The sequence below is a fragment of the Pantoea sp. SGAir0180 genome, assembly GCF_043546245.1.
In genome coordinates this window covers 3,450,634-3,475,315 of the sequence record NZ_CP028071.1, presented here as the reverse complement: position 1 = coordinate 3,475,315, position 24,682 = coordinate 3,450,634, and the positions used below count along the sequence as shown (strand labels likewise).

Annotated in this window: 18 protein-coding genes and 1 pseudogene; 13 read left to right on the top strand and 6 right to left on the bottom strand. The window is 55.5% G+C overall.

What is annotated here, in order from left to right; translation table 11 throughout:
• Positions 1-341 precede the first annotated feature (341 nt).
• Together C1N58_RS16325 and C1N58_RS16320 are read left to right on the top strand one after the other, a co-directional pair.
• Entirely contained in the window at positions 342-1,691 is a 1,350-nt protein-coding gene (locus tag C1N58_RS16325; RefSeq protein WP_033738992.1) for an NCS2 family permease, read from the top strand.
• Between the two features lie 144 nt (positions 1,692-1,835).
• Positions 1,836-3,488, top strand: a complete 1,653-nt coding sequence (locus C1N58_RS16320) for a Na+/H+ antiporter (protein WP_033738994.1) — start codon at positions 1,836-1,838, stop codon at positions 3,486-3,488.
• A 58-nt stretch (positions 3,489-3,546) separates the two neighbouring features.
• On the opposite strand, the gene C1N58_RS16315 is transcribed toward C1N58_RS16320, so the two are convergent.
• A complete protein-coding gene (locus C1N58_RS16315; protein WP_039339057.1) occupies positions 3,547-4,449 on the bottom strand; it encodes a LysR family transcriptional regulator in 903 nt (300 codons plus the stop codon).
• Positions 4,450-4,550: 101 nt separating this feature from the next.
• On the opposite strand from C1N58_RS16315, the gene C1N58_RS16310 reads away from it, so the two are divergent.
• From C1N58_RS16310 to C1N58_RS16300, 3 genes are all read left to right on the top strand, one after another.
• The gene (locus C1N58_RS16310; protein WP_058702338.1) at positions 4,551-4,976 is read left to right on the top strand and encodes a CidA/LrgA family protein; all 426 of its coding nucleotides are present in this window, start codon (positions 4,551-4,553) and stop codon (positions 4,974-4,976) included.
• Entirely contained in the window at positions 4,969-5,664 is a 696-nt protein-coding gene (locus C1N58_RS16305) for an LrgB family protein (RefSeq protein WP_033738999.1), read from the top strand. The genes C1N58_RS16310 and C1N58_RS16305 overlap by 8 nt, the downstream gene beginning before the upstream one ends.
• Positions 5,665-5,828: 164 nt before the next feature.
• On the top strand, positions 5,829-6,374 hold the full coding sequence (locus C1N58_RS16300; protein ID WP_006121584.1) for a YfaZ family outer membrane protein: 546 nt from the start codon (positions 5,829-5,831) through the stop codon (positions 6,372-6,374).
• Between the two features lie 67 nt (positions 6,375-6,441).
• Here C1N58_RS16300 and C1N58_RS16295 read toward each other — a convergent pair whose 3' ends face one another.
• The 3 genes from C1N58_RS16295 to acs all read right to left on the bottom strand — a co-directional run bounded on the left by C1N58_RS16295 (position 6,442) and on the right by acs (position 10,512).
• Positions 6,442-8,097: a cation acetate symporter gene (locus C1N58_RS16295; protein WP_394550096.1), complete on the bottom strand. Its 1,656-nt coding sequence runs from the start codon at positions 8,095-8,097 to the stop codon at positions 6,442-6,444.
• Positions 8,094-8,423, bottom strand: coding sequence for a DUF485 domain-containing protein (locus tag C1N58_RS16290; RefSeq protein ID WP_006121586.1), 330 nt, complete (start codon positions 8,421-8,423; stop codon positions 8,094-8,096). The genes C1N58_RS16295 and C1N58_RS16290 overlap by 4 nt, the downstream gene beginning before the upstream one ends.
• 133 nt (positions 8,424-8,556) lie before the next feature.
• Positions 8,557-10,512 carry an acetate--CoA ligase gene (acs, locus tag C1N58_RS16285; protein ID WP_110268077.1) on the bottom strand — a complete coding sequence of 652 codons (1,956 nt, stop codon included), beginning with the start codon at positions 10,510-10,512 and terminating at the stop codon, positions 8,557-8,559.
• Positions 10,513-11,095: 583 nt separating this feature from the next.
• On the opposite strand from acs, the gene gltP reads away from it, so the two are divergent.
• The 5 genes and pseudogenes from gltP to C1N58_RS16260 all read left to right on the top strand — a co-directional run bounded on the left by gltP (position 11,096) and on the right by C1N58_RS16260 (position 17,447).
• Positions 11,096-12,397: a glutamate/aspartate:proton symporter GltP gene (gltP, locus tag C1N58_RS16280; protein ID WP_006121589.1), complete on the top strand. Its 1,302-nt coding sequence runs from the start codon at positions 11,096-11,098 to the stop codon at positions 12,395-12,397.
• Positions 12,398-12,557: 160 nt separating this feature from the next.
• Positions 12,558-13,469, top strand: a complete 912-nt coding sequence (gene murQ / locus C1N58_RS16275; protein ID WP_282498367.1) for an N-acetylmuramic acid 6-phosphate etherase — start codon at positions 12,558-12,560, stop codon at positions 13,467-13,469.
• Positions 13,469-14,892, top strand: a pseudogene (murP, locus tag C1N58_RS16270) (PTS N-acetylmuramic acid transporter subunit IIBC). Before murQ ends, murP begins: the two are co-directional and overlap by 1 nt.
• Positions 14,893-15,216: 324 nt before the next feature.
• Entirely contained in the window at positions 15,217-16,761 is a 1,545-nt protein-coding gene (locus C1N58_RS16265; RefSeq protein WP_133745486.1) for a methyl-accepting chemotaxis protein, read from the top strand.
• A gap of 476 nt (positions 16,762-17,237) precedes the next feature.
• Positions 17,238-17,447, top strand: a complete 210-nt coding sequence (locus tag C1N58_RS16260) for a YdgH/BhsA/McbA family protein (protein ID WP_006121592.1) — start codon at positions 17,238-17,240, stop codon at positions 17,445-17,447.
• 368 nt (positions 17,448-17,815) lie between these two features.
• Here the strand turns inward: C1N58_RS16260 and sbmA are convergent, their stop codons facing one another.
• On the bottom strand, positions 17,816-19,063 hold the full coding sequence (sbmA, locus tag C1N58_RS16255) for a peptide antibiotic transporter SbmA (RefSeq protein ID WP_033739005.1): 1,248 nt from the start codon (positions 19,061-19,063) through the stop codon (positions 17,816-17,818).
• A 275-nt stretch (positions 19,064-19,338) separates the two neighbouring features.
• Between sbmA and C1N58_RS16250 the strand changes: the two genes are divergently transcribed.
• The 3 genes from C1N58_RS16250 to C1N58_RS16240 are packed head-to-tail and all read left to right on the top strand — an operon-like array spanning position 19,339 to position 23,179.
• Positions 19,339-20,070: a gluconate 2-dehydrogenase subunit 3 family protein gene (locus C1N58_RS16250; RefSeq protein ID WP_054634656.1), complete on the top strand. Its 732-nt coding sequence runs from the start codon at positions 19,339-19,341 to the stop codon at positions 20,068-20,070.
• A 2-nt stretch (positions 20,071-20,072) separates the two neighbouring features.
• Positions 20,073-21,857, top strand: coding sequence for a GMC family oxidoreductase (locus tag C1N58_RS16245; RefSeq protein ID WP_006121596.1), 1,785 nt, complete (start codon positions 20,073-20,075; stop codon positions 21,855-21,857).
• A gap of 11 nt (positions 21,858-21,868) precedes the next feature.
• Positions 21,869-23,179: a c-type cytochrome gene (locus C1N58_RS16240; protein WP_058702402.1), complete on the top strand. Its 1,311-nt coding sequence runs from the start codon at positions 21,869-21,871 to the stop codon at positions 23,177-23,179.
• Between the two features lie 42 nt (positions 23,180-23,221).
• Here the strand turns inward: C1N58_RS16240 and C1N58_RS16235 are convergent, their stop codons facing one another.
• On the bottom strand, positions 23,222-24,634 hold the full coding sequence (locus C1N58_RS16235; RefSeq protein WP_394564341.1) for an MFS transporter: 1,413 nt from the start codon (positions 24,632-24,634) through the stop codon (positions 23,222-23,224).
• Positions 24,635-24,682 lie beyond the last annotated feature (48 nt).

Here is a 24,682-nt window from a genome sequence, read left to right as displayed (position 1 = left end):
ATGCGCTCTGATGACGCCGTCCGGCGTCATCTCTCTTCCACCAACATCCTCCTTCATCGACCAGCCACGCTGCCAGCAAGAATGTTACTGGCAGGTTTCCAGCACGTTCCTGATGTTACTAACCTGATCTTTATACGCAGTAATTCCCTCTGAACGGTTGAAAAGCGGCGGTTAAAGACCGGATAATCTGCCCCCTTCAGTCTGGTGGTGCTTGTTACACCCGTTCTGCGTGGCGAAGTAAACGTTTGCCTTTTGTCGGTTGCCCGTGGGTAAAGACATATTCAGGGAATGCAGAACGGTGACCGCGTGAATTACACAATAAAAATTTTTGAGGCTTAACTATGTCAATTGAATCACGCCCGACCAGTGGAAGACTGGATGCCTGGTTCGCCATTTCGGCCCGTGGCAGCAGCGTGCGACAGGAAATCCTGGCCGGGCTGACGACCTTTCTTGCCATGGTCTATTCGGTGATCGTGGTCCCCGGTATGCTGGGTAAAGCGGGGTTCTCTCCTACGGCGGTGTTTGTTGCCACCTGCCTGGTGGCAAGCTTCGGGTCAATCCTGATAGGACTGTGGGCCAATTTACCCATGGCGATTGGCTGTGCAATCTCGTTGACGGCCTTTACAGCGTTCAGTCTTGTACTGGGTCAGCACATCAGCGTGCCGGTCGCGCTTGGCGCTGTGTTCCTCATGGGGCTGCTGTTTACGCTGATTTCCACCACCGGGATTCGGGCCTGGATCTTACGTAATTTGCCGATGGGCGTCGCACACGGTACGGGCATTGGGATTGGCCTGTTTTTACTGCTGATTGCCGCTGACAACGTGGGGCTGGTGGTCAGAAACCCTGGCTCAGGTTTACCGGTGGCGTTGGGGCACTTTACCTCCTTCCCCGTCCTCATGTCTTTGCTGGGGCTGGCGGCGATTTTTGGTCTGGAGAAGCGCCGGGTGCCTGGCGGTATTTTGCTGACGGTCATCGTGATCTCTGCTCTCGGCCTGGCCTTCGATCCCGCCGTCCGCTGGCAAGGGCTGTTTGCGCTGCCGAGCCTGCGTGATGCGCAGGGGACATCGCTGTTTTTCAGCCTCGACATTATGGGCGCGTTGCAGCCTGCCGTCTTGCCCACCGTACTGGCGTTAGTGATGACGGCGGTATTTGATGCGACCGGCACGATTCGCGCCGTGGCCGGGCAGGCCAATTTACTCGATAAAGACGGGCAGATTATTAACGGCGGACGGGCACTGACCACGGATTCGCTGAGCAGCCTGTTTGCCGGACTGGTGGGCGCATCGCCTGCCGCGGTATATATTGAATCGGCGGCCGGTACGGCGGCAGGCGGTAAAACCGGCCTGACGGCAATCGTCGTGGGTCTGCTGTTTCTGGTGATTCTGTTTATGTCTCCGCTGGCTTATCTGGTACCAACTTATGCGACGGCACCCGCCCTGATGTATGTCGGCCTGCTGATGCTGAGCAACGTCGCTAAAATTGACTTCGCCGACTTTGTCGATGCGATGTCGGGCCTGCTCACCGCAGTCATTATTGTCCTGACCTGTAACATTGTTACCGGCATCATGATCGGTTTTGCCACCCTTGTGGTTGGCCGACTGTTTGCCGGTGAATGGCGTAAGTTAAATATTGGCACGGTCGTGATTGCCGTTGCGCTGGTGGCTTTTTATGCCGGAGGCTGGGCGATCTGACTGTCTGACCGGACGTGCAGCCGCGCGTCCGGAATTTTCCGCTTTTTCCTCACCGAAGCACACGTAGCTTTTTCCGCGCTTGCCAGTTTGTTTTACACTTTATCTTCACGTTGATTCAAAGATAACAACCCGCCTAAGGAAAGCATGGAAATCTTTTTTACTATTTTGATCATGACGCTGGTGGTGTCGCTCTCTGGGGTCGCCGCGCGTATCTTGCCTTTTCAAATCCCGCTGCCGCTGGTGCAAATTGCCGTTGGTGCGCTGCTGGCCTGGCCCACGTTTGGGCTGCATGTGGATTTTGACCCGGAATTATTCCTCGTCCTGTTTATTCCGCCGCTGCTCTTTGCCGACGGCTGGAAAACACCGGTCAGCGAGTTTCTGCACTATGGCCGGGAAATCCTTGGCCTGGCGCTGGTACTGGTGTTGATCACCGTCGTCGGTATCGGCTACCTGATTTACTGGACCGTGCCGGGCATTCCGCTTATCCCTGCGTTTGCGCTGGCCGCCGTGCTCTCACCCACCGATGCCGTGGCCCTTTCTGGTATCGTCGGTGAAGGCCGCATTCCTAAGAAAATCATGGCGATTCTGCAGGGCGAAGCCTTGATGAACGATGCCTCTGGCCTGGTTTCACTGAAGTTCGCCGTCGCGGTCGCGATGGGCACCATGGTATTTAGCTGGGGCGGTGCCAGCGTAGAGTTCCTCAAGGTGGCGCTGGGCGGCCTGGTGGCTGGGGTTGCGGTCTGCTGGCTTTACGGGAAGTCGCTACGTGTGCTGAACCGCTGGAGCGGCAGTGATGACGCAGCCACACAAATTGTTCTGCTGTTACTGCTGCCTTTCGCCTCTTATCTGATTGCTGAGCACCTCGGCGTATCCGGGATCTTAGCCGCCGTCGCGGCCGGGATGACGATTACGCGCTCTGGCATTATTCGTCAGGCACCGCTGACGATGCGCCTGCGCGCCAACAGCGTCTGGCATATGCTGGAATTTGTGTTTAACGGCATGGTGTTCCTGATGCTGGGCCTGCAACTGCCCTCTATCCTGCAAAAATCCATCGCCGAAGCCAATGCGGATCCCAATGTGGATATCTGGATGATTTTTGCCGATATCGTGCTGGTCTATGCGGCGTTAATGGTGGTGCGCTTCGGCTGGTTGTGGATCATGCAGCGCTTCAGTAAACGGTTGCTGAAAAACAAGCCGTTAGTGTTCTCCTCGTACTCACTGCGTGAACTGTTAATCGCCTCCTTTGCGGGCGTGCGCGGTGCGATTACGCTGGCCGGTGTGCTGTCGATCCCGCTGTTTCTGAGCAACGGCAATCCTTTCCCGGCCCGTTACGAACTGGTGTTTATCGCGACCGGGGTGATTCTGTTCTCCCTGCTGGTCGGCGTCATTATTCTGCCCGTCCTGCTGCGCGGCGTCGAAACACTGGATAAAAATGCGCATCGCCATGAAATACAGCATGCGAAGGCGGTAATGGCGGGGGCGGCGATTGAGAGTCTGCAAAAAATGGAAGCCAGGCTCGAAAAAGAAACCGATGAAAACATCGATCCAGAGCTGTTAAAAGAGGTAAGCCTGCGCGTGACCGGGAATCTGCGCCGTCGCGCCGAGGGCAAAAATGACCTTGAACATGCCCTGTTTGCCGAAAATCTGGAGCGCCGCTTCCGTCTGACCGCGCTCCGTGCCGAGCGTGCGGAGGTCTATCACCTGCGTGCCACCAAGGCGATTTCGAACGAGACCATGCAAAAATTGCTGCACGATCTGGATCTGCTGGAAGCGCTGTTGATCGAGAAAGAGGCGTAACTCGCCGCCGCTTTCGGGCCCAGCCTGCTTCGCCGTGCGGCGGTGAGCAGGCGGGGCATCAGACAGACAGGCGGGGTGCATCATCGGGCCAGTGGGCCCGGCAACAGGCGATCCAGGCCTGCGCACTGCGCGACAGATAACTTCCTTCCCGCCAAATCAGCCCCAGATGCCACTGAAGTTCAGACGCCAGCGGCAGCCACAGTAACGACTGCTTATCTAAACGCTGACAAATAGGTTCCGGCAGAATGGCCAGGCCCATCTCTGCCTGAACCATGGCGGCCAGAAAATCCCACTGCCCGCTTCGGACGGCAATCGTGGGCGTTATTCCCTGACGCTGAAACGCCTGCATCAACTGCCGGTTCAGTGAAAATTCTTCGTTAAAGATAAGCAGCGGATGCGCCGCCAGCTCAGAGAGTGAAAGCCGGGTGCGACGTAGCCAGGGCGCCTTACGCGGCAGCAACACACAGAGCGGATGGCGCATAAGGGATAAGGTGGCGAGGGGCAGTTCGGGATCGACCGGGAGCGCCGTCAGGGCGATATCCAGTGTTCCGGCCAGCACGGCTTCCTGCACCGTCAGCCCGCCAAATTCAGCAATGTTGAGTTCCACGCCCGGATAGCGGCGGCGAAACGCGGAGACGGAACCGGCAATCTGCATGCCCACCATTGGGGGAATACCGAGGCGCAACTGGCCGGTTTTCAGATCGTTAATATCGCCTATCTCTGCCTCAAGCTGATGAAACTCTTGCAGAATCGCCAGACCGCGTTGGTAGACCGCCTGACCGCTGTCCGTCAGATGCAGGCGGCGACCATCACGCAGAAGTAAGGCACAGCCCAGTTCCTCTTCTAACTGGCGCACCATTTTGCTGATTGTCGGCTGCGTCACGAACAACGCCTGTGCAGCCCGGGTAAAGCTTTGTTGGCGGACGACCTCGGTAAAGTAACGCAGGGCGCGAACGTCCATAACTATTCCCTTTTGGCATGATTTGGATAATTTTAATTCATTTCTTTCACCCCATGCAGCAAATCTATACTGGACGCATTCATTCCAGAGGGGAAAGACAAATGGCACTGGCCTTGCGTCGCCTGAACGTCAGCCACATAAACCGGCTGAGCGTGCCGGTACAACTGGCGCTCTACATCTCGCTGTTTATCGCCAGCGAACAGTTGGTGAACTGGCTGCACTTGCCGCTGCCAGCCAACGTGGTAGGCATGCTCCTGCTGCTGTTGCTTATCGCGCTGCGTATTTTACCCCTGCGCTGGGTAAAGGCCGGGGCAAGCTGGTTGCTGGCAGAGATGCTACTGTTTTTTATCCCGGCGGTGGTTGCGGTCATCAACTACGCGGACCTGCTGCAGGTGGACGGCTGGCGAATTTTTCTGGTGATTGCGGTCAGTACCACGCTGGTGCTGGCGGCAACGGCGCTGGTTGTGGACTGGCTTTATCGGTTTGAAGTGGCGCGCGCGGCGCGTAAGAAGAACAACGATGCCTGATTTGCCGATCAGCCTCCTGTGCGCGGCCGCCACGTTAGTGATCTACTACGTGAATAAACGGCTGTATCGACGCTGGCCAACGCTGCTGCTGATGCCGTTGATCATGACGCCCATGATTCTGGTGCTGCTGTTGCTGGTCACCCATATCAGCTGGCAAAACTACATTGCCGAAAGTCACTGGTTGCTTTGGCTGTTGGGGCCCGCCACGCTGGCCTTTGCAGTGCCCGTGTACGAAAACATGGACGTGATAAAACGCCACTGGTTATCGCTCAGCGCCGGTGTGCTGACCGCCACCACGGTATCGGTGTGCAGCTCGGTGTGGCTGGCGCGTTTGCTGAGTTTGCCCGAAAGCCTGCAACGCAGCCTGGCGGTGCGCTCCATTACCACGCCTTTTGCCCTGGCGGCCGCCAAACCCATGGGCGCACAGCCCGATCTGGTGGCGCTGTTTGTGGTCATTACTGGCGTATTTGGCATGGCGGTCGGCGACGTCCTGTTTTTACGCATTGCTATCCAGCAAAGCGTGGCGAAAGGGGCTGGATTTGGGGCCGCCTCCCACGGTGCGGGCACCGCGCGGGCTTACCAGCTGGGCCAACAGGAAGGCGTCGTGTCCAGCCTGGTGATGATGTTATCCGGCGTGGTTACGGTGATTCTGGCACCGTTAATCGGGCACATTATGTGGGCACAGTAAGGCGGCAGACGGCACAACGGTGCCCGCCGTCACTGGCCAGCTGACAGACATGATTGTCATGAATGACATCACTTTTTACGTAAAGCTTTCCAAATAAAGTTGTCACCTCGTTTCAGACTGCTACCCTTGAGGCGGAATTATTGGACCCCTCATGGAGTAGAATCATGTTTAAACAACTTGTCACAGGAAGCGCGCTGAGCGTTATGTTGCTGAGCGGCGCTGCGCAGGCTATCGAAGGCAGCGTGGATGTGGGCGAGCACAGTACGAATCTCAATCTCGGACTGGGCACCACGTCACCGGGCCTGTTCCTGAATGGCAACTGGTTACGTAGCGATCATGACGGAAGCACCTACGGTGCAGGACTGGGTTACAACGTTGATGTTGGCGATTTGCGCCTGGCGCCAACCGCAAAGGCGATTTTTACCCATCCTGAAGACGGGAAAGACGGATTTGCGGTGGCGCTGGGCGGCAGCGCGCAGTACAACATCAATAGCATGTGGGGCTTATTCGGTCAGTACTATTACGCACCAGAAGGCCTGACTGACCACCTGGACAGCTACCAGGAGGCAAGCGGTGGTGTGAGCTTCACGCCTGTTTCTCTGCTTAACCTGCGCGTCGGTTATCAGTATATCGAGCTGAATAACAAAGGTGGCCGTAAAGATAACGTACTGGTCGACGGTCCGTACGTCGGCGCGTCACTGCGTTTCTGACAGCGGTCTGAGAAAAAGGGCAGCGACCTGGCGGTGGCTGCCCTTTTTTTATTGCAGGCACTACAGATTAGTGTGCTTTACCCTGCTCAATACCTGAACCCGTCTGGGAACGAATAAACTGTGCCCGGAAACGGGAGCGTTCTTCTGCGCCCTGCGGTGAATGGTCGGTAATGGAAAACAGCCAGGTGCCAATAAAGGCGATGGCAATGGAGAACAGCGCCGGATATTCATAAGGGTAAATGGGGGAAGCATGTCCCAGCACCTGTACCCAGACCGTGGGGCCCAGGATCATCAGCACCACTGCCGTGATCAGCCCCAGCCAGCCGCCCACCATAGCACCTCGTGTGGTGAGCTTTGACCAGTACATGGACAGCAGGATAATCGGGAAGTTACAGCTGGCCGCGATCGAGAAGGCCAGTCCCACCATAAACGCGATGTTCTGCTTCTCAAACAGAATGCCCAGCGCGATGGCTACTGCGCCAAGCACCAGCACCGTAATTTTCGATACCCGCAGTTCGTCGCGCTCGCTGGCCTGGCCTTTACGGTAAACGCTGGCGTACAAATCATGCGACACCGCCGACGCGCCAGCCAGGGTCAGGCCCGCCACCACCGCCAGAATCGTGGCGAAAGCGACGGCGGAAATAAAGCCCAGGAAGGTACTGCCGCCCACGGCGTTAGCCAGATGCACTGCCGCCATGTTGGTGCCGCCGATCAGCGCACCCGAAGCATCTTTAAAGGCCGGGTTAGCTCCGACCAGTAAAATGGCACCGAATCCGATGATAAAGGTCAGGAAATAGAAGTAACCCATAAAGCCGGTGGCCCAGAAAACGCTTTTACGCGCCTCTTTCGCATCGGCGACGGTAAAGAAACGCATCAGGATATGCGGTAAGCCCGCCGTTCCAAACATCAGCCCCAGCCCCAGCGACAGGGCAGATATCGGGTCTTTAACCAGCCCGCCAGGCTGCATAATGGCCGCCCCTTTCGGATGCACTGCCATCGCCTCAGTGAACAACGTATTAAAGCTGAAGCCGGTACTTTTCATCACCATAATCGCCATAAATGAGGCACCGAACAGCAGCAGAACGGCTTTGATGATCTGGACCCAGGTCGTCGCCAGCATCCCGCCAAACAGCACGTACAGCACCATCAAAATGCCCACCAGAATGACGGCGATATGATAGTTCAGACCAAACAGTAACTGAATCAGCTTACCGGCACCGACCATCTGCGCAATCAGGTAAAGCGCAACCACCACCAGTGAGCCGCAGGCGGACAGGGTGCGAATGGGCTTTTGTTTGAGGCGGTAAGAGGCAACATCGGCAAAGGTATACCGGCCCAGGTTACGCAGACGTTCAGCAATCAGGAACAGGATCATCGGCCAGCCGACCAGAAAACCGAGCGAATAGATTAAGCCGTCATAACCCGAGGTATAAACCAGCGCAGAAATCCCCAGAAAGGAGGCGGCAGACATAAAGTCACCGGCCATCGCCAGCCCATTCTGGAAGCCGGTAATATTTCCGCCCGCCGTATAATAATCGCTACGCGAGCGGGTTCGCTTTGACGCCCAGTAAGTAATACTCAGCGTCGCACCGACAAAAATGACAAACATCACAATGGCCTGATAATTAACGGCCTGCTTCTGTACCGCCCCGGTAATCGCATCGGTGGCCAGGGCGGAAAAGGGCAGGAGGGCGGCCAGCATCCACAGCATAAGACGCATCATGGTTTTACCTCGCGGAGGATAGCCTTTGTCAGGCGATCAAACTCGCCATTGGCGCGCCAGACATACACGCCGGTCAGTAAAAAGGAGATAACGATCAGGCCCACGCCAATCGGAATACCGCGCGTCACGTTGGTACCGGCATGCAGCGGCGTACCTAACCAGCCGGGAGCAAACGCAATCAGCAGAATAAAGCCGACATAGAGCACCAGCATGATTAGCGACAGCAGCAGGGCAAAGGACTGGCGCTTATGGACCAACTCCTGAAAGCGCGGATTTTTTTCAATTTGTTGGTAGATTCTTTCCTGTTCGGGCAGGGCATCGTTCATCACATTATCTCCAGAAGCTTGCAGGCGTGGACCTCACGCAACGGCGTGAATGCGTTATATTTTTTGTGACTACAGAAACACACTACGTAGGGAAGCGGTGGCGGAAAGCCTGATGCTTTCCGCCGGCGTGGTATTACGGCAGGGTGATGGATTGTTTCTCTTCAAGCAGTTTCTCAACGACGCCAGGATCGGCCAGCGTGGAGGTATCGCCTAAATTACTGGTATCGCCTGCGGCAATCTTGCGCAGAATACGGCGCATGATTTTGCCGGAACGGGTTTTTGGCAGCGAATCCGTCCAGTGCAGTACATCAGGCGTGGCAATCGGGCCAATCTCTTTACGCACCCAGTTACGGACCTCGGTATAAAGCTCCGGTGAGGGCTCTTCCCCGTGATTCAGGGTGATATAGGCATAAATAGCCTGGCCCTTAATGCTGTGCGGAATACCTACCACGGCCGCTTCGGCAATTTTCGGATGCGACACCAGCGCGGATTCGATCTCGGCGGTGCCCAGGCGGTGCCCAGACACGTTCAGTACGTCATCCACACGGCCAGTAATCCAGTAGTAGCCGTCCTCATCACGTCGCGCGCCATCGCCGCTGAAATAGGCATTTTTAAAGGTCGAAAAGTAGGTCTGCTCGAAACGTTCATGATCGCCAAACAGCGTACGCGCCTGACCTGGCCAGGAATCCGTGATCACCAGATTACCTTCACAGGCGCCGTCCTGAGGATTGCCTTCGTTATCCACCAGGGCAGGCTGGACGCCGAAGAACGGTGTGGTCGCCGAGCCGGGTTTCAGCACGGTGGCACCCGGCAACGGCGTAATCATGAAACCGCCGGTCTCTGTCTGCCACCAGGTATCGACAATCGGACACCGGCTGTTGCCGATTTTTTTGTGATACCACTCCCAGGCTTCCGGGTTAATGGGCTCGCCCACTGAACCCATGATACGCAGGCTGCTACGGTCGGTGCCCTCAATCGCTTTATCCCCTTCCGCCATCAGCGCGCGGATAGCGGTAGGCGCGGTATACAACAGGGTCACCTTATGCTTATCAATCACCTGGCCCATGCGCGCTGGCGTCGGCCAGTTTGGCACGCCTTCAAACATCAGCGTCGTGGCCCCACAGGCCAGGGGACCATAGAGCAGATAGCTGTGGCCGGTGACCCAGCCCACGTCCGCCGTACACCAGTAAACGTCATCCTGATGATAATCAAAGACAAATTTAAAGGTCGTGGCGGCGTAAACCAGATAGCCACCCGTGGTATGCAGTACGCCTTTAGGCTTACCGGTTGAACCGGAGGTGTAGAGAATAAACAGTGGATCTTCGGCCTGCATTTCGGCGGCAGAGTGGTTGGTGCTGGCGTTCTGCATCAGCTCATGCCAGTGCCGATCGCGTCCTTCAACCCAGCCGACATCTTTGCCGGTACGTTGAAAGACCACCACGTTTTTCACGCTGTTCACATTGGGATTTTTTAATGCATCATCCACATTTTTCTTCAGTGGAATCGTGCGGCCCGCACGTACGCCTTCGTCGGCTGTCACAATCAATGATGCGCTGGAGTCGATCACCCGGCCCGCGACGGCTTCCGGTGAGAAGCCGCCGAAAATGACGGAGTGCACCGCCCCGATGCGAGCACAGGCCAGCATCGCGACGGCGGCCTCGGGCACCATGGGCATATAAATCGCCACGACGTCGCCTTTTTTGACGCCAAGCAGTTCCAGCACATTGGCAAAGCGGCATACATCAGCATGCAGCTGACGGAAGGTCAGGGTTTTGCTTTCACTGGCATCGTCGCCTTCCCAGATAATGGCGGGATGATCGCCCCGGGTAGCCAGATGGCGATCCAGGCAGTTGGCGGCCAGATTGAGCGTGCCGTCTTCATACCAACGAATTGAAATATTGCCTGGCGCAAATGAGGTGTTTTTGACTTTGCTGTAAGGTTTTATCCAGTCGAGGATTTTACCTTGTTCCCCCCAGAAGGTTTCTGGATCGGTAACAGACTGCTGGTACATCGCCTGATACTGTTCGGCCGTAATCAGCGCGGTTGCTGCGATATTTTCTGGAACAGGATAGTTATGATTTTGGCTCATGGCGATTCTCCTTGAAGATGTTAATCATATGTCAATCAATAGTTAAGTGAAGCAGAGCAATAAGATTTGTTTCTTTTTTGCGCCATAGATCACGCGTTAACCTTGTTGACATAAAAACGTCGCAAAAGAATGAAAAACGCGCTAACGCCATGCAAAGGATAGGGATTTAGATTGCAACATTTTGTGTCTTGCGCTGTTTAAAAAAGCAGCGAACGAACCGCGTAGTGTTTGCCCACAATCTGAATAGCTATGCGAAAACTTATCGAAAGTTTACTTTTCATAACAGCAGGTTAGGAATAAATAACCGTATCAGCATTTTATGCTTAAGAGATGGTTAAGTTTTAATCGAAGCCACCAAGGGTTGCATTTACTGCAGCGAAAATGGTACTTATCTCGCCCCTGATAATCAGGTATCAACTCAGACCGCGTCTGAAATGGGTTTAGAAATCATCGCATCGCAATGCGGGACGCTGTCTAAAACACCCTCTACTTTACCGGGCTTTTTGCTCACTTCCCTGTGTGTATTGTCTTCTGCACCTTCGCAGTAGAGAGAAACGGGTTTTGACTGAGGAAATTACGCGTTATGAAAGGTTTTAAAATCAGCCTTGCGTGGCAGATTCTGATAGCACTGGTGCTCGGCATCATCGTGGGTGCCGTATTGCATAATCAGCCAGATGATCGTGAATGGTTAGTCAATAATATTCTCAGCCCGGCGGGCGATATCTTTATTCACCTGATAAAGATGATTGTCGTGCCTATCGTGATTTCATCCCTGATTGTCGGTATAGCCGGTGTTGGTGATGCGAAAAAGCTGGGTCGTATTGGTCTCAAAACCATTGTGTACTTTGAAGTGATTACCACCGTTGCCATTGTGGTCGGGATTACCCTGGCAAATGTGTTTAAGCCCGGCACTGGCATTGATATGTCTACGCTGGCAACGGTGGACATCTCTAAATATGAAGCCACGACGGCGCAGGTACAGGAAGGGACGCACAGTCTGGTTGCGACCATCCTTTCTTTGATCCCGCAGAACATCTTTGCCGCGATGGCGAAGGGTGAAATGCTGCCGATTATTTTCTTCTCGGTCCTGTTTGGTCTGGGGCTGTCGGCCCTGCCCTCCGAACAGCGCGATCCGCTGGTCAACCTGTTCCGCGGCGTGTCTGAAACCATGTTTAAAGTGACGCATATGATCATGCGCTACGCGCCAGTGGGCGTGTTTGCTTTGATCGCCGTGACGATTGCTAACTTTGGTTTTGCCTCGCTGTGGCCACTCGCGAAGCTGGTGTTGCTGGTCTATGTCGCTATCCTGTTCTTTGCGTTTGTGGTGCTGGGGGCGGTAGCACGCTTCTGCAAACTGCGCATTACTACGCTGATGCGCATTTTAAAAGACGAGCTGATCCTGTCCTACTCGACCTCCAGTTCTGAAACCGTGCTGCCACGCATCATGGAGAAGATGGAAGCTTACGGTGCACCAAAAGCCATCACCAGCTTCGTCGTGCCCACCGGCTACTCGTTTAACCTGGATGGTTCAACGTTATACCAAAGTATCGCCGCGATTTTCATCGCGCAGCTGTACGGTATCGACCTGTCACTGACTGATGAAATCATCCTGGTGCTGACGCTGATGGTGACCTCTAAAGGGATTGCAGGCGTGCCAGGCGTTTCGTTTGTCGTCCTGCTGGCGACGCTTGGCAGCGTCGGTATTCCGCTGGAAGGACTGGCGTTTATTGCTGGCGTTGACCGCATCATGGATATGGCCCGTACCGCGCTGAATGTCGTGGGTAACGCCCTGGCGGTGCTGGTGATTGCCCGCTGGGAAAACCAGTTCGATGCAGAGCAGGCGAAAGCGTATGAATTGCAGTTACGGACGCAAACCGCGCCTTAATGCGGATTAGCAAATCAAAGGCTCAACGATGGTTGGGCCTTTTTTTTATTCTGTCTGGCTGCACCGCTCACGGCGCCACAATAAAACAGCTGGAAAGGATGAATTTTTCATTCGCTGTGTTAAAAATATCCAGAATAAATTATTCCTGTGGAGAACAAGCGTGAAAATTGATCTCAGTCAGATGGTCACGGAAGGGCGCAATCCGGCCAGCCTGAATATTGACGAAATGAGCACGGAAGCGATGCTTCGCGTCATTAATGATGAAGATAAAAAAGTCGCGCTGGCCGTTGAGGCTATTGTGCCGGCTATCGCCCGCGCTGTGGATATTATCTGTGCCGCCTTTCAGGCCGGTGGGCGACTGATATACGTGGGCGCGGGCACCTCCGGCCGCCTGGGGATCCTGGATGCAAGTGAATGCCCACCAACTTTTGGCACACCGCGTGAGCAGGTGACTGGCCTGATTGCCGGGGGCCATCAGGCCATTTTGCAGGCGGTGGAAAACGCTGAAGATAATGTGGCGCAAGGCGCGCAGGATCTGAAAGACATCCACTTCAGCCAGCAGGACGTGCTGGTGGGCATCGCTGCCAGTGGACGCACGCCTTATGTTCTGGGCGCGCTCGATTACGCCCGGCAATGTGGGGCGATGACGGTTGCGCTGACCTGTAATCCGCACAGCAAAATGGCTGACGTCGCCGATATTGCCCTGACGCCCGTGGTCGGGCCTGAAGTGGTGACGGGGTCATCACGCATGAAGGCGGGGACCGCACAGAAGCTGGTCCTGAATATGCTGACGACCGGCGCGATGATTCGTACAGGCAAAGTCTTCGGCAATCTGATGGTGGACGTTGAAGCCACGAACCAGAAGCTGGTACAGCGCCAGGTCAATATTGTGATGCAGGCTACTGATTGTGACGAAGCCTGCGCCAGTGCCGCCCTGGCGGCCTGCGGCGGGCACTGCAAAACCGCCATTCTCATGGTGCTGGCGGAACTGAGTGCTGATGAGGCAAAAACGTTGCTGACCCAACATCAGGGCTTTATTCGTCGGGCGCTACAGGCTGCGGGAGCACGCTGATGGCGGACGTGACCGATGCACTTCTGCACGCTATCGTGCAGGCAGCAGGCGGCGCAGACAATATTGCCGTTTGCGGCCATTGTATGACCCGTTTACGCCTGACGCTGAAGCAGAATCAGGCTGACATCGCCCGGCTGAAAGGTTTGCCTGGCGTGCTGGGTGTCATCAAGGGTGACGATCAACTGCAGATCGTGCTCGGTCCCGGCAAGGCGCAAACGGCGGCGGAACGGATGCATTTGCTGCTTTCACAGGGGCACCGAATCTGCAACAGGTGGCTGCGCAACAAAAACAGCAGATAAAGGCCAGACAGACCCGCGCAGTGCATCAGTTTCTGGCACGTTTCGCCACCCTTTTCACACCGCTCATCCCCGGCTTTATCGCCGCAGGTTTACTGCTGGGATTCGCCACGCTGATTGAGCAAAGCCTGCACCTCAGCATGCCGGGCGCACATCCTGCAGGCTTACTGCAGACCGTGGCCTATATGAAAGTGTTCAGTAAAGGGTTATTCACCTTTCTCAGCATCCTGATTGGCTATAACGCGCAAAAAGCCTTTGGTGGCACCGGCGTAAACGGGGCCATTATCGCCTCGCTGTTTCTTCTGGGCTATGTGCCCGATGCGAAGGTCGGCTATTACAGCGGTATGGACAGCTTTTTTGGTCTGGCTATCGATCCGCGTGGCAACATTATCGGTGTGCTGCTGGCCGCGATGTTTGGTGGCTGGCTGGAAAGGCAGTTGCGCAAGGTCATCCCGGATAACCTGGATATAATTCTTACCGCCCTGTTAACCTTATTAATCACGGGCGCGCTGACTTATCTGCTCATCATGCCGCTCGGCGGCGAGCTGTTTAAGGGAATGTCGTGGTTGTTTATCCACCTCAATAACAACCCCTTCGGCTGCGCCCTGCTGGCTGGGCTGTTTTTGATCGCCGTGATGTTTGGCATTCATCAGGGGTTTACTCCGGTCTATTTTGCGCTGATGGAAACCCAGGGATTTAATTCACTGTTCCCTGTTCTGGCTATGGCCGGTGCCGGTCAGGTGGGGGCCGCACTGGCGCTCTGGTGTAAAGCGGAAAAAGGCGCGTTGTTGCGCACCCAGATAAAAGGCGCCATCGTGCCCGGCTTGCTGGGCGTGGGTGAACCGCTGATTTATGGCGTCACGCTACCGCGGCTCAGACCCTTTATTACGGCCTGCGGCGGCGGGGCAGTGGGCGGATTTTTTATCGGTCTGGTGGCCTGGCTGGGGCTGCCGGTCGGCATGAATACGGTGTTTGGTCCTTCGGGTCTGGTCACGCTTCCGTTAATGACCTCGCATCAGGGCATTTTTGCTGGCATGGCCGTGTACCTGGGCGGTTTGATCGTGGCCTGGGTCAGTGGCTTTGTACTGACGTGGTGGTTTGGCTTACGGGATGTCGATTTAAGCTGAATCCATAAGGAATGCGCTATTAACCCGTCAAGCGGTACGGTAAGACGTTAGTCTCACTGCGGATGTCACGCGCCGGGCGCGGGTGGGATGGTGCTGCGCGCTAATCAGTTGCGTTAAAGTAAATCGTTAAAATGTAATGGGTTAAAAATACCCGTGAGTAAACGAAGCCGCTACTGATCGGCTTTTTTAATGCAATAAATTAACGCGTAGCACTAAAGTGTAAATGCGCCACTGCCGAAAACATAAAAAAAGGTAAAGCTTACCTTTCACGTGCTTTCATCCATGCTTCTGGTGCAAGTCTGACTGGTACTATCAAGGACTCCTATGCGCAACAACCAACCTGTTTCTCAGCGTGAATATGTGTATGACGATCATGCCACACTGATGACAACGACCGATCTCAACAGCTATATCACCTATGCCAATGATGCATTCGTTGAAGCCAGTGGCTTTTCATCTGATGAGGTCAAAGGGCAGCCGCACAATATGGTGCGTCACCCGGATATGCCACCCGAAGCTTTTGCCGATATGTGGGCGACGTTAAAACAGGGCGAACCCTGGACAGCGCTGGTGAAAAACCGCCGCAAAAACGGGGATCACTACTGGGTGCGGGCGAACGCGATTCCGGTGGTGCGTAATGGTCAGGTGCAGGGTTATATGTCGGTGCGGACGAAGCCATCCGCACAGGACGTGAAAGCCAGTGAAGCGCTCTACCGTGATTTTCGTGAAGGTCGCGCGCAAGGCCGCCGTTTTCACAAAGGATTAATTGTCCGCAGCGGCTGGCGCCGCCTCGGCTCGATCTTAAAAACGCTGCCACTGCGCTGGCGCATCCGTACGGCGCTGCTGGCTTTACTGCCGCTGTCCGTCGCAGGCGTCTGGGCGCTGGGAATGGCACCGCTGGCGTTGAGCGGATTTGCGGGCGGCATGGCCGTTCTGTTGCTGCTTGCCAGCCTGTGGCTGGAGCAGCAAATTTCCCGTCCTGTTGAGCGCATGTGCAAACAGGCACTGCGCGTGGCCACCGGGGCCAGTCACCAGGTGGAGCAGATGGACCGCATTGACGAGGTGGGGCTGACGTTGCGCGCCATTGGACAGCTAGGGCTGATGTTCCGCTGGCTGGTGGACGATGTGAGTGGCCAGGCGATTAACGTGCTGAGCGCCAGTGACGCCATTGCCCGCAGTAACAATGAACTGAGCCGCCGGACCGAACAGGCCGCAGCGAACGTGCAGCAAACGGCCGCGACCATGAACGAAATGACCGCCACCGTGAAGAGTAATACGCAAACGGCCCAGGAGGTGAATTCGCTCTCCGTCAATACCAGCGATGCGGCAAGCAAAGGTGGCGAGGTGATGAAAGAGATGATGAGTATGATGGCGGATATCGCCGACAGCTCAGAACGCATTGCCAGCATCACCAGCGTAATCGACAGCATCGCGTTCCAGACCAATATTCTGGCGCTGAACGCCGCCGTTGAGGCGGCACGCGCGGGTGAGCAGGGTAAAGGCTTCGCCGTTGTGGCTGGCGAAGTACGCAGCCTTGCACAGCGCAGCGCAAAAGCCGCCAGCGAGATTAAAGCACTGGTGGAAACCAGCGCCAGCCGGGTCAGTTCAGGCAACGAGCACGCCGGTGCTGCGGGACATACCATGCAGGATATTGTGCAGCAGGTGCAGAACGTCACTTCGCTCGTTGCCCAAATCAGCGCGGCCACGGCGGAACAGGCGACCGCGCTCAGTGAAGTCAGCACGGCGGTAGAAGATCTGGACGATATTACCCATCAAAACGCCGCCCGCGTTCAGGAAAGCGCAGAAGCGTCGGGCCGTATGACCCATCAGGCTAACCGTCTGGTGGAAGCGATCAGCGTGTTCCGCTAAGTTTTGACCGGCCTGCCACCGGATGGTGTTGTGCCATTCGGCGTGATCACGCTCTTCGCGCGCGCAGGGTGCGAACCGTGATCATGCCGTCTGGTACGGCATGATCGCTAAGAGGCTTTCCCGTCCTAGTCGTCTCTTCTGCTGCCCAATTGCGTACCCTCAGCCAACATCCCATCACGGCCTGACTCGTCTCAGAGCATCACGGCGTAACGCCTGTCTTTGCCGTCTTGTGACATAACAGCATAGCGCTGGGCGAAAGTCGTCAGGCGCACAGGTAGTCATTAATACTGCCTGCTATGCAAGGTGTAGTCATTTAACCTTTCGTGTTTAAACAGCGCTAAACGTGCTTTTCATTTTCAGTTTTATTGAATGATATGAGCAAAACCCTCTGCTTTTTCTTGTGCGATATTCCTCCTATTATGCTTTCACACAAGGCATGTAGCCTTATCTAAACGAAAAAGACCGAGGAATTGACCATGAAAACTATCAAAACTTTTGCTGCTTTAATCGCCCTGACTATTCTGCCTGCTGCGGCTTTTGCACAAACTGTGACGGCGACCGGCTCAACACTGGACAGCGCAGAAGCGAAAATTGCTGCTCAGGCGCAGGATGCTGGTGCTTCCTATAAGATCACCGAAGCGAACACCAACAACGGTGTGCACATGACGGCTGAGCTGTATAAATAAGCCTTGAACGTCTGTGCTGACAGGACGCCTGATGGCGTCCTGGCTCCGTTTTTAGCGCAACAGAACCTGTCACTTTACCGCCTCTACTCCGCTTTCCTGCATCATTCTGCCCCATCCGGCCTGTCTCTTTGACCAACAGATCGTTCGCTTAACCGTTCAGCCTTTGCCAGAAAAGCCCCTTGTATGCGCGCCATCATCCCTCAATGCTGCGCGTACCGGCGATAACCCGGGCGCGGATGTCGTCCTGAACGGACAACACCGCGGCATCATGCGCAATGAATGGCAGGAGAAGGAAAAGGAAAGTGGGGGAGACAATGCGGAATCGACCGCTGGTCGCCTGCGGCAACTACCCCAGGCGACCAGAAAGGTTATGACACCTCTTCTGAAGCGTCGTGCATCATTTCATCGTGCGGCACATCGTCCAGAATCTGTTCAAAACTGCGCAGACGTTTATAGATCGACATTAACTCGACCAGGGTGGACCACGAGGTAATGAGGTACTGGAACGATCCCCGAACCTGGTCAAACACGTTGGTGATCTGGTTCAGCAGGCCCAGCGTAATGGCACCGGCCACAATAGACGGGAACAACAGGAACAGCCCGAACACGTTATCCACCTGCAGATAAAGGATGCGGCTGATATTGAAGTAAAGATAGTGAAAATAGAGACGGAAATAGTTAATCCGCACATTGTGGAACAGCACTTTTACGGTCGGCGGCGTGGCGCGATCGGCGTGATCTTCGCCGTAAACCAGCTCTTTACGGTAAGCCGCTTCGACGCGCTGGTTACGGAACTCCAGGCCGGGAAGCTTAATGCCCACCAGCGCCAGCAGCGCCGTACCAAAGAGTGACCACAACACCGCCGCGATCACCAGCGCATAGGGGATGCTGCCCAGAATCGGGATACTTTTTACATGATGTGAAAGCGCCACCAGAACGGGTAAAAACGCCACCAGGGTCATAATGGCCTGAATGAAACTCACGCCCCAGCCTTCCAGCGTGGTAGCAAAGCGCATGGTATCTTCCTGCACACGCTGTGCCGCGCCTTCAACGTGGCGCAGGCGCTGCCAGTGATGCATATAGTAATTATTCATCGCAGTGCGCCAGCGGAATACCCAGTGGCTGATGAAAAAAGCATTCATCACGCCAATGACCACCGCAATCAACGCGATACCCAGGAAGGCGATAACCTGAGCATAAAATTCGGCAATCTGTACCGAACCGGCTTTCGTCAGCGCTTTTTGAATTAAATCGTAGAACGGGCCATACCAGGCATTGACGGCCACGCCAACCTGGACGCCAAACCAGGTCACAAAAATAATCAGCGCGGAGCCCCAGACCGACCAGCGCTGCCAGGGATGGTTATCAATGATGCGCCACGCAAGAGCGAACAGGGCAACCATCAGCCAGTAATAGCCATAGAACCATAACTCACCCGGCGCAATAAAGCGCATCACCGTCGTGGGCAGGGGCTGCCTGATGGCGGCCTGAAACGCAGGCCAGAAATGGGCCGGTAAATCGCTGGCAAAGCCAAACCAGGCAAAAATCGCCAGTAAACTCCAGATGGCCGCCGAACTGAAAAACGGCCCAGGTCGTGGAAAGAAAGACTTAAACATAGGTACTCCGCTGTTGTGTAATCGCTTTTATAACGTCTTAACGGCCATCTGTCTGTAGCCTGTTGTTTCTGAACATGACATTGACAACTTATATGTTAATGAAATTGTGCTTTTTTGTTTCCTTAAACTAAGTATTTGTCGGTAATGGTGTTACACTTAGCGCCACTGTTACCGGTAACAGCTTGTTGTACCCGAAATCCGCAAATAAAAACCACTACAACGCGCATTCACTTCTCTTTTTCGTACCGCAGTTGATGCGGTGATGAGGCAATGTCATGTCAGACCAGAAAAAGGGTCATTCACGCAGGGATTTTTTGCTGAAGACCATCACCCTGGCGCCCGCAGTGGCGGTAGGCAGCAGCGCATTGGGTGCCTTTTCTGCACCCGCTCAGGCACAGGCCGCAACGCCTGCCGAAAGCCAGGTCGCCCGAGACTATCAACCCAGTTGGTTTACTGCCGAGGAATTTGCGTTTATCAACGCTGCCGTGGCGCGGCTGATCCCCGCCGATGAACGCGGTCCGGGCGCGCTGGAAGCGGGCGTGCCGGAGTTTATCGATCGCCAGATGAATACGCCTTATGCCACCGGGGCCAACTGGTATATGCAGGGCCCCTTTAACCCGGATCTCCCCAAAGAAATGGGCTATCAGTTGCCGCTGGTACCGCAGCAGATTTACCGTCTCGGCCTGGCCGATGCCGACCAGTATAGCCGGCAGCAGTACGGTAAGGTCTTTGCCCAACTGAGCGCTGAACAGCAGGATGCGGCGCTTCAGGCGATGGAGAGCGGCAAGGCCCATTTCAGCCAGCTCCCCGCCAACGTGTTTTTCTCTTACCTCCTGCAAAACACCCGTGAAGGCTTCTTTAGCGATCCGATCCACGGTGGCAATCAGGGCATGGTGGGCTGGAAGCTCATCAACTTCCCTGGCGCCCGCGCCGATTTTATGGACTGGGTAGAGCGCGGTGAACGGTATCCGTTCCCGTCAGTGTCGATTCGTGGAGAGAGAAGCTGAGCATGGCAAATGAATTAAAGAAAGTGGATGCCGTGATTGTCGGCTTTGGCTGGGCAGGGGCCATTATGGCCAAAGAGCTGACCGAGGCCGGTCTGAATGTGCTGGCACTGGAACGCGGTCCGCATCGTGATACCTATCCCGATGGATCCTATCCACAGTCGATTGATGAACTGACCTATAACATCCGAAAAAAGCTGTTCCAGGATCTGTCCAAAAGCACCGTCACTATCCGTCATGATGCGTCACAGACTGCCGTGCCGTATCGCCAGTTAGCAGCTTTCCTGCCGGGCACCGGCACCGGTGGCGCAGGACTGCACTGGTCAGGTGTACATTTTCGGGTCGATCCGGTTGAGCTAAAACTTCGCAGCCACTATGAGGCGCGCTACGGTAAAAAGTTTATTCCTGAAGGGATGACCATTCAGGATTTCGGCGTGGACTATCAGGAGCTGGAGCCATTTTTTGATAAAGCAGAAAAAGTGTTTGGCACCTCCGGTAGTGCCTGGAGTATTCAGGGTAAGGTTGTCGGCAAAGACAAAGGCGGTAACCCGTTTGCGCCCGATCGCTCTGACAACTTTCCGTTGCCCGCGCAAAAGCGCACCTGGTCAGCACAGCTGTTTGCCCAGGCCGCCGAGTCAGTAGGCTATCATCCTTACGATCTGCCCTCGGCGAATACCTCAGGTCCTTATACCAACACCTATGGCGCGCAGATGGGACCGTGCAACTTCTGCGGCTACTGCAGCGGTTACGCCTGCTATATGTATTCCAAGGCCTCACCCAATGTGAATATCCTGCCTGCGCTGCGTCAGGAGCCAAAGTTTGAGCTGCGCAATAATGCTTATGTGCTGCGCGTCAACCTCACGGACGATAAGAAACGCGCTACCGGCGTCACCTATGTAGACGCGCAGGGGCGTGAACATGTGCAACCGGCAGATCTGGTCATCCTGTCAGCCTTCCAGTTCCACAATGTCCACTTAATGCTGCTGTCCGGCATTGGCCAGCCTTACAACCCGATCACTAACGAAGGCACGGTCGGACGCAACTTTGCCTACCAGAACCTGTCGACGCTGAAAGCGCTGTTCGATAAAAACACCACCACCAACCCGTTTATTGGCGCAGGCGGTGCCGGTGTCGGCGTGGATGATTTCAACGCCGATAACTTTGACCACGGGCCGCACGGTTTTGTCGGTGGATCGCCATTCTGGGTCAATCAGGCGGGCACCAAACCCATCTCGGGTCTGCCCACCCCGCCGGGAACACCTAACTGGGGTAGCCAGTGGAAGGCCGCCGTTGCCGATACGTACACGCATCACCTTTCTATGGATGCCCATGGTGCGCACCAGTCTTACCGCGTGAACTATCTGGATCTGGACCCGAATTATAAAGACGCCTACGGTCAGCCACTGCTGCGTATGACGTTTGACTGGCAGGAAAATGACATCAAGATGGCGCAGTTTATGGTGGGGAAAATGCATAAAATCGCCGAAGCCATGAACCCGAAAATGATCATTGGCGGGGCTAAAAAACCCGGCACACATTTCGACACCACCGTCTACCAGACCACCCACATCAGCGGCGGGGCGATTATGGGTGAGGATCCTAAAACCAGCGCGGTTAACCGCTATCTGCAAAGCTGGGATGTGCCTAACGTCTTTGTGCCTGGCGCATCGGCGTTTCCTCAGGGACTCGGCTATAACCCCACCGGCATGGTGGCGGCATTGACTTACTGGTCAGCGAAAGCGATTCGCGAGCAGTATCTGAAAAACCCAGGCCCTCTGGTGCAGGCATAAGGATGATGGCGATGAAAAACGGCATTTTAGCCCTGATTCTGGGCGGTATTTCCTTTGTTGCCCTGGCCGATGAGAGCACTAGCGATCTGATAAAACGCGGCGAGTATCTGGCCCGCGCGGGCGACTGTGTCGCCTGCCACAGCAGTGAAGGCGGCAAGCCCTTCGCAGGTGGCTTGCCGATGGCCACGCCGATTGGCACGATCTACTCAACGAACATCACGCCGGATAAATCGACCGGGATTGGTGATTACAGCTACGATGACTTTCAGAAAGCCGTGCGGCACGGTATTGCGAAAAATGGCGATACGCTCTATCCCGCCATGCCTTATCCCTCTTATGCGGTGGTCAGCGATGAGGACATGAAGGCGCTGTATGCCTACTTCATGCATGGCGTCGCCCCTGTCAGTCAGGCCAACAAAGCGAGCGATATCCCCTGGCCTCTGTCGATGCGCTGGCCGCTGGCGATCTGGCGCAACCTGTTCGCACCGGATGTAAAAGCGTTCCAGCCTGCCGCGCAGGAGGATCCGACGCTGGCGCGAGGCCGTTATCTGGTAGAAGGGCTGGGTCACTGCGGTGCCTGCCATACGCCGCGTAGCGTGACCATGCAGGAGAAAGCGTTAACCAACGCCGACAGTAACGATTATCTGGCGGGCAGCAGTGCGCCGATTGATGGCTGGACCGCCAGCAACCTGCGCGGGGACAACCGTGACGGCCTGGGCCGCTGGAGTGAGGATGACCTGCGCCAGTTCCTGCGCTATGGCCGTAACGATCACACCTCAGCCTTTGGCGGCATGGTGGATGTGGTTGATCACAGCCTGCAGCACCTGACGGATGACGACATCACGGCGATTGCCCGTTACCTGAAGTCGCTGGGTGCGAAAGATCCGCATCAGGTGGCTTTTAGCGTGGATGACGCGACCGCGAAGGCCTTATGGAAAGGCGATGACAGCCAGACAGGCGCTGCGGCCTATGTCGACAGCTGTGCGGCCTGCCATAAAACGGACGGCAGCGGTTATACACGCTTTTATCCCGCGCTGCGCGGCAACCCGGTGGTGATGGCGGACGATCCGACCTCGCTGATTCACATTGTGCTGGTCGGAGGCGAGCTGCGTGGGGTGAAGGGCGCGCCGTCAACGATTACCATGCCTGCCTTTGGCTGGCGTCTGAACGATCAACAGGTCGCGGACGTGGTGAACTTCATCCGTCACAGCTGGGGCAATAACGTACCGGGAACGGTCACCGCGAAGCAGGTGGCTGACCTGCGCAAGGATGTGAAAGATCGTCAGGGCAGCTCAGATATCAAGGTGTTAGAAGGCAAGTAACACGTACGTTGCAGCCTTCCCCCACCGGGGAAGGCTGCACGATCAAATATTTTCCAGCGTCACACCGCGCGTCTTAGGACCAAAAACGCCCACCGACAGCATCACCATCAGCATGCTCAATACAATAAAGGCGATGACGCCATGCGTACCGGTGTGCTGCAAAATCACGCCGATCAGAAGACTGCTAAAGGCGGTCGATAACCGACTAAAGGAGTAGCAAAAACCTACTGCTCGGGCGCGGATAGCGGTCGGGAAAATCTCGGTCTGGTAAGCATGATAACTGCAGGTCAGCCAGGCATTAGAGAAGGTGATCAAAAATCCACATATCACCAGCAACACCGGCTGAGTCTGCAGGGCAAACAGCGTTCCAAACACCACTGTCATCAGCGAAGAAAGGACGATTTGCCATTTATTCTCAAGCTGGCTGGTAAAGCTGCCACAAATCAACGAGCCGATGGGATAGGCCAGCGTGATAAAAAAGGCATACAGCAGGCTATGGGTAATGGACGTACCCTGCCCGGACAGCAGCGCAGGCAGCCAGTTACCAAAGCCGTAGAAGCCAATCGCCTGGAAGAAGTTCATTATCACCAGCATCAGGGTGCGGTTACGGTAGCGCGGAGCCCAGATGTCGCGGAAGCGGCTTTTCGTGTCAGAGGCTGCCGCAGGCTGTGAGTGCGTCAGGTGTTGGCCGGGCACGATGCCGCAGCGTTTTTCCATGGCCGACATCACGGCATGGGCGTCTTCATGCCGTCCCTGCTGGGCCAGCCAGCGGGCGGATTCCGGCAGGTTTTTACGCACCAGCCAGATAATCAGCGAGCAGACAGCGCCCGCGATGACCACCCAACGCCAGCCCTCCAGGCCCAGAATATGTTGCGGCATCAGCCACCATGACATGAGCGCCACTGTTGGCACCGATAAAAACTGAATAAAAAAGGAGAAGGCAAACGCCCGGTTACGCAGATGCGTGGGCACCCATTCGCTCAGGTAGGTGTCGATGGTTACCAGCTCCACGCCCAACCCAATACCGACCAAAAAGCGACACAGAATCACCATCTCTGCGCTGTGCTGAAACGCCATCAGTAACGAGAAAAATCCGTACCAGGCTAACGCACAGATAAAGGTCAGCCGACGGCCAAACCGATCGGCAAAAGGCGTAAGCAAACTGGCCCCCACAAATAAGCCCAGAAAGGTCGCCGACGCAAATGCGGCCTGATCGGTAATGCCCAGAATACCGGCGCTGCCCGCATGGAAAATGCCGGCGGCCAGTAACCCTGTGCTGATATAGCCGGTTTCAAACAGATCGTAGAGTTCAAAAAAGCCGCCTAACGCCAGTAGCGAGATGAATCGCCACAAACCGCCAGAAGAGGGCAGCGCGTCAATGCGCCCGGCTAAGCTGGTATGGGCAGTCGACGAGGCAGACGTCGGTGCCATCCCTGAAGTCAAGGCTGGTGTCATTTAGAGTAAACCTCATGTAAGGATGATGGCCATTCTCACTACAGGCAA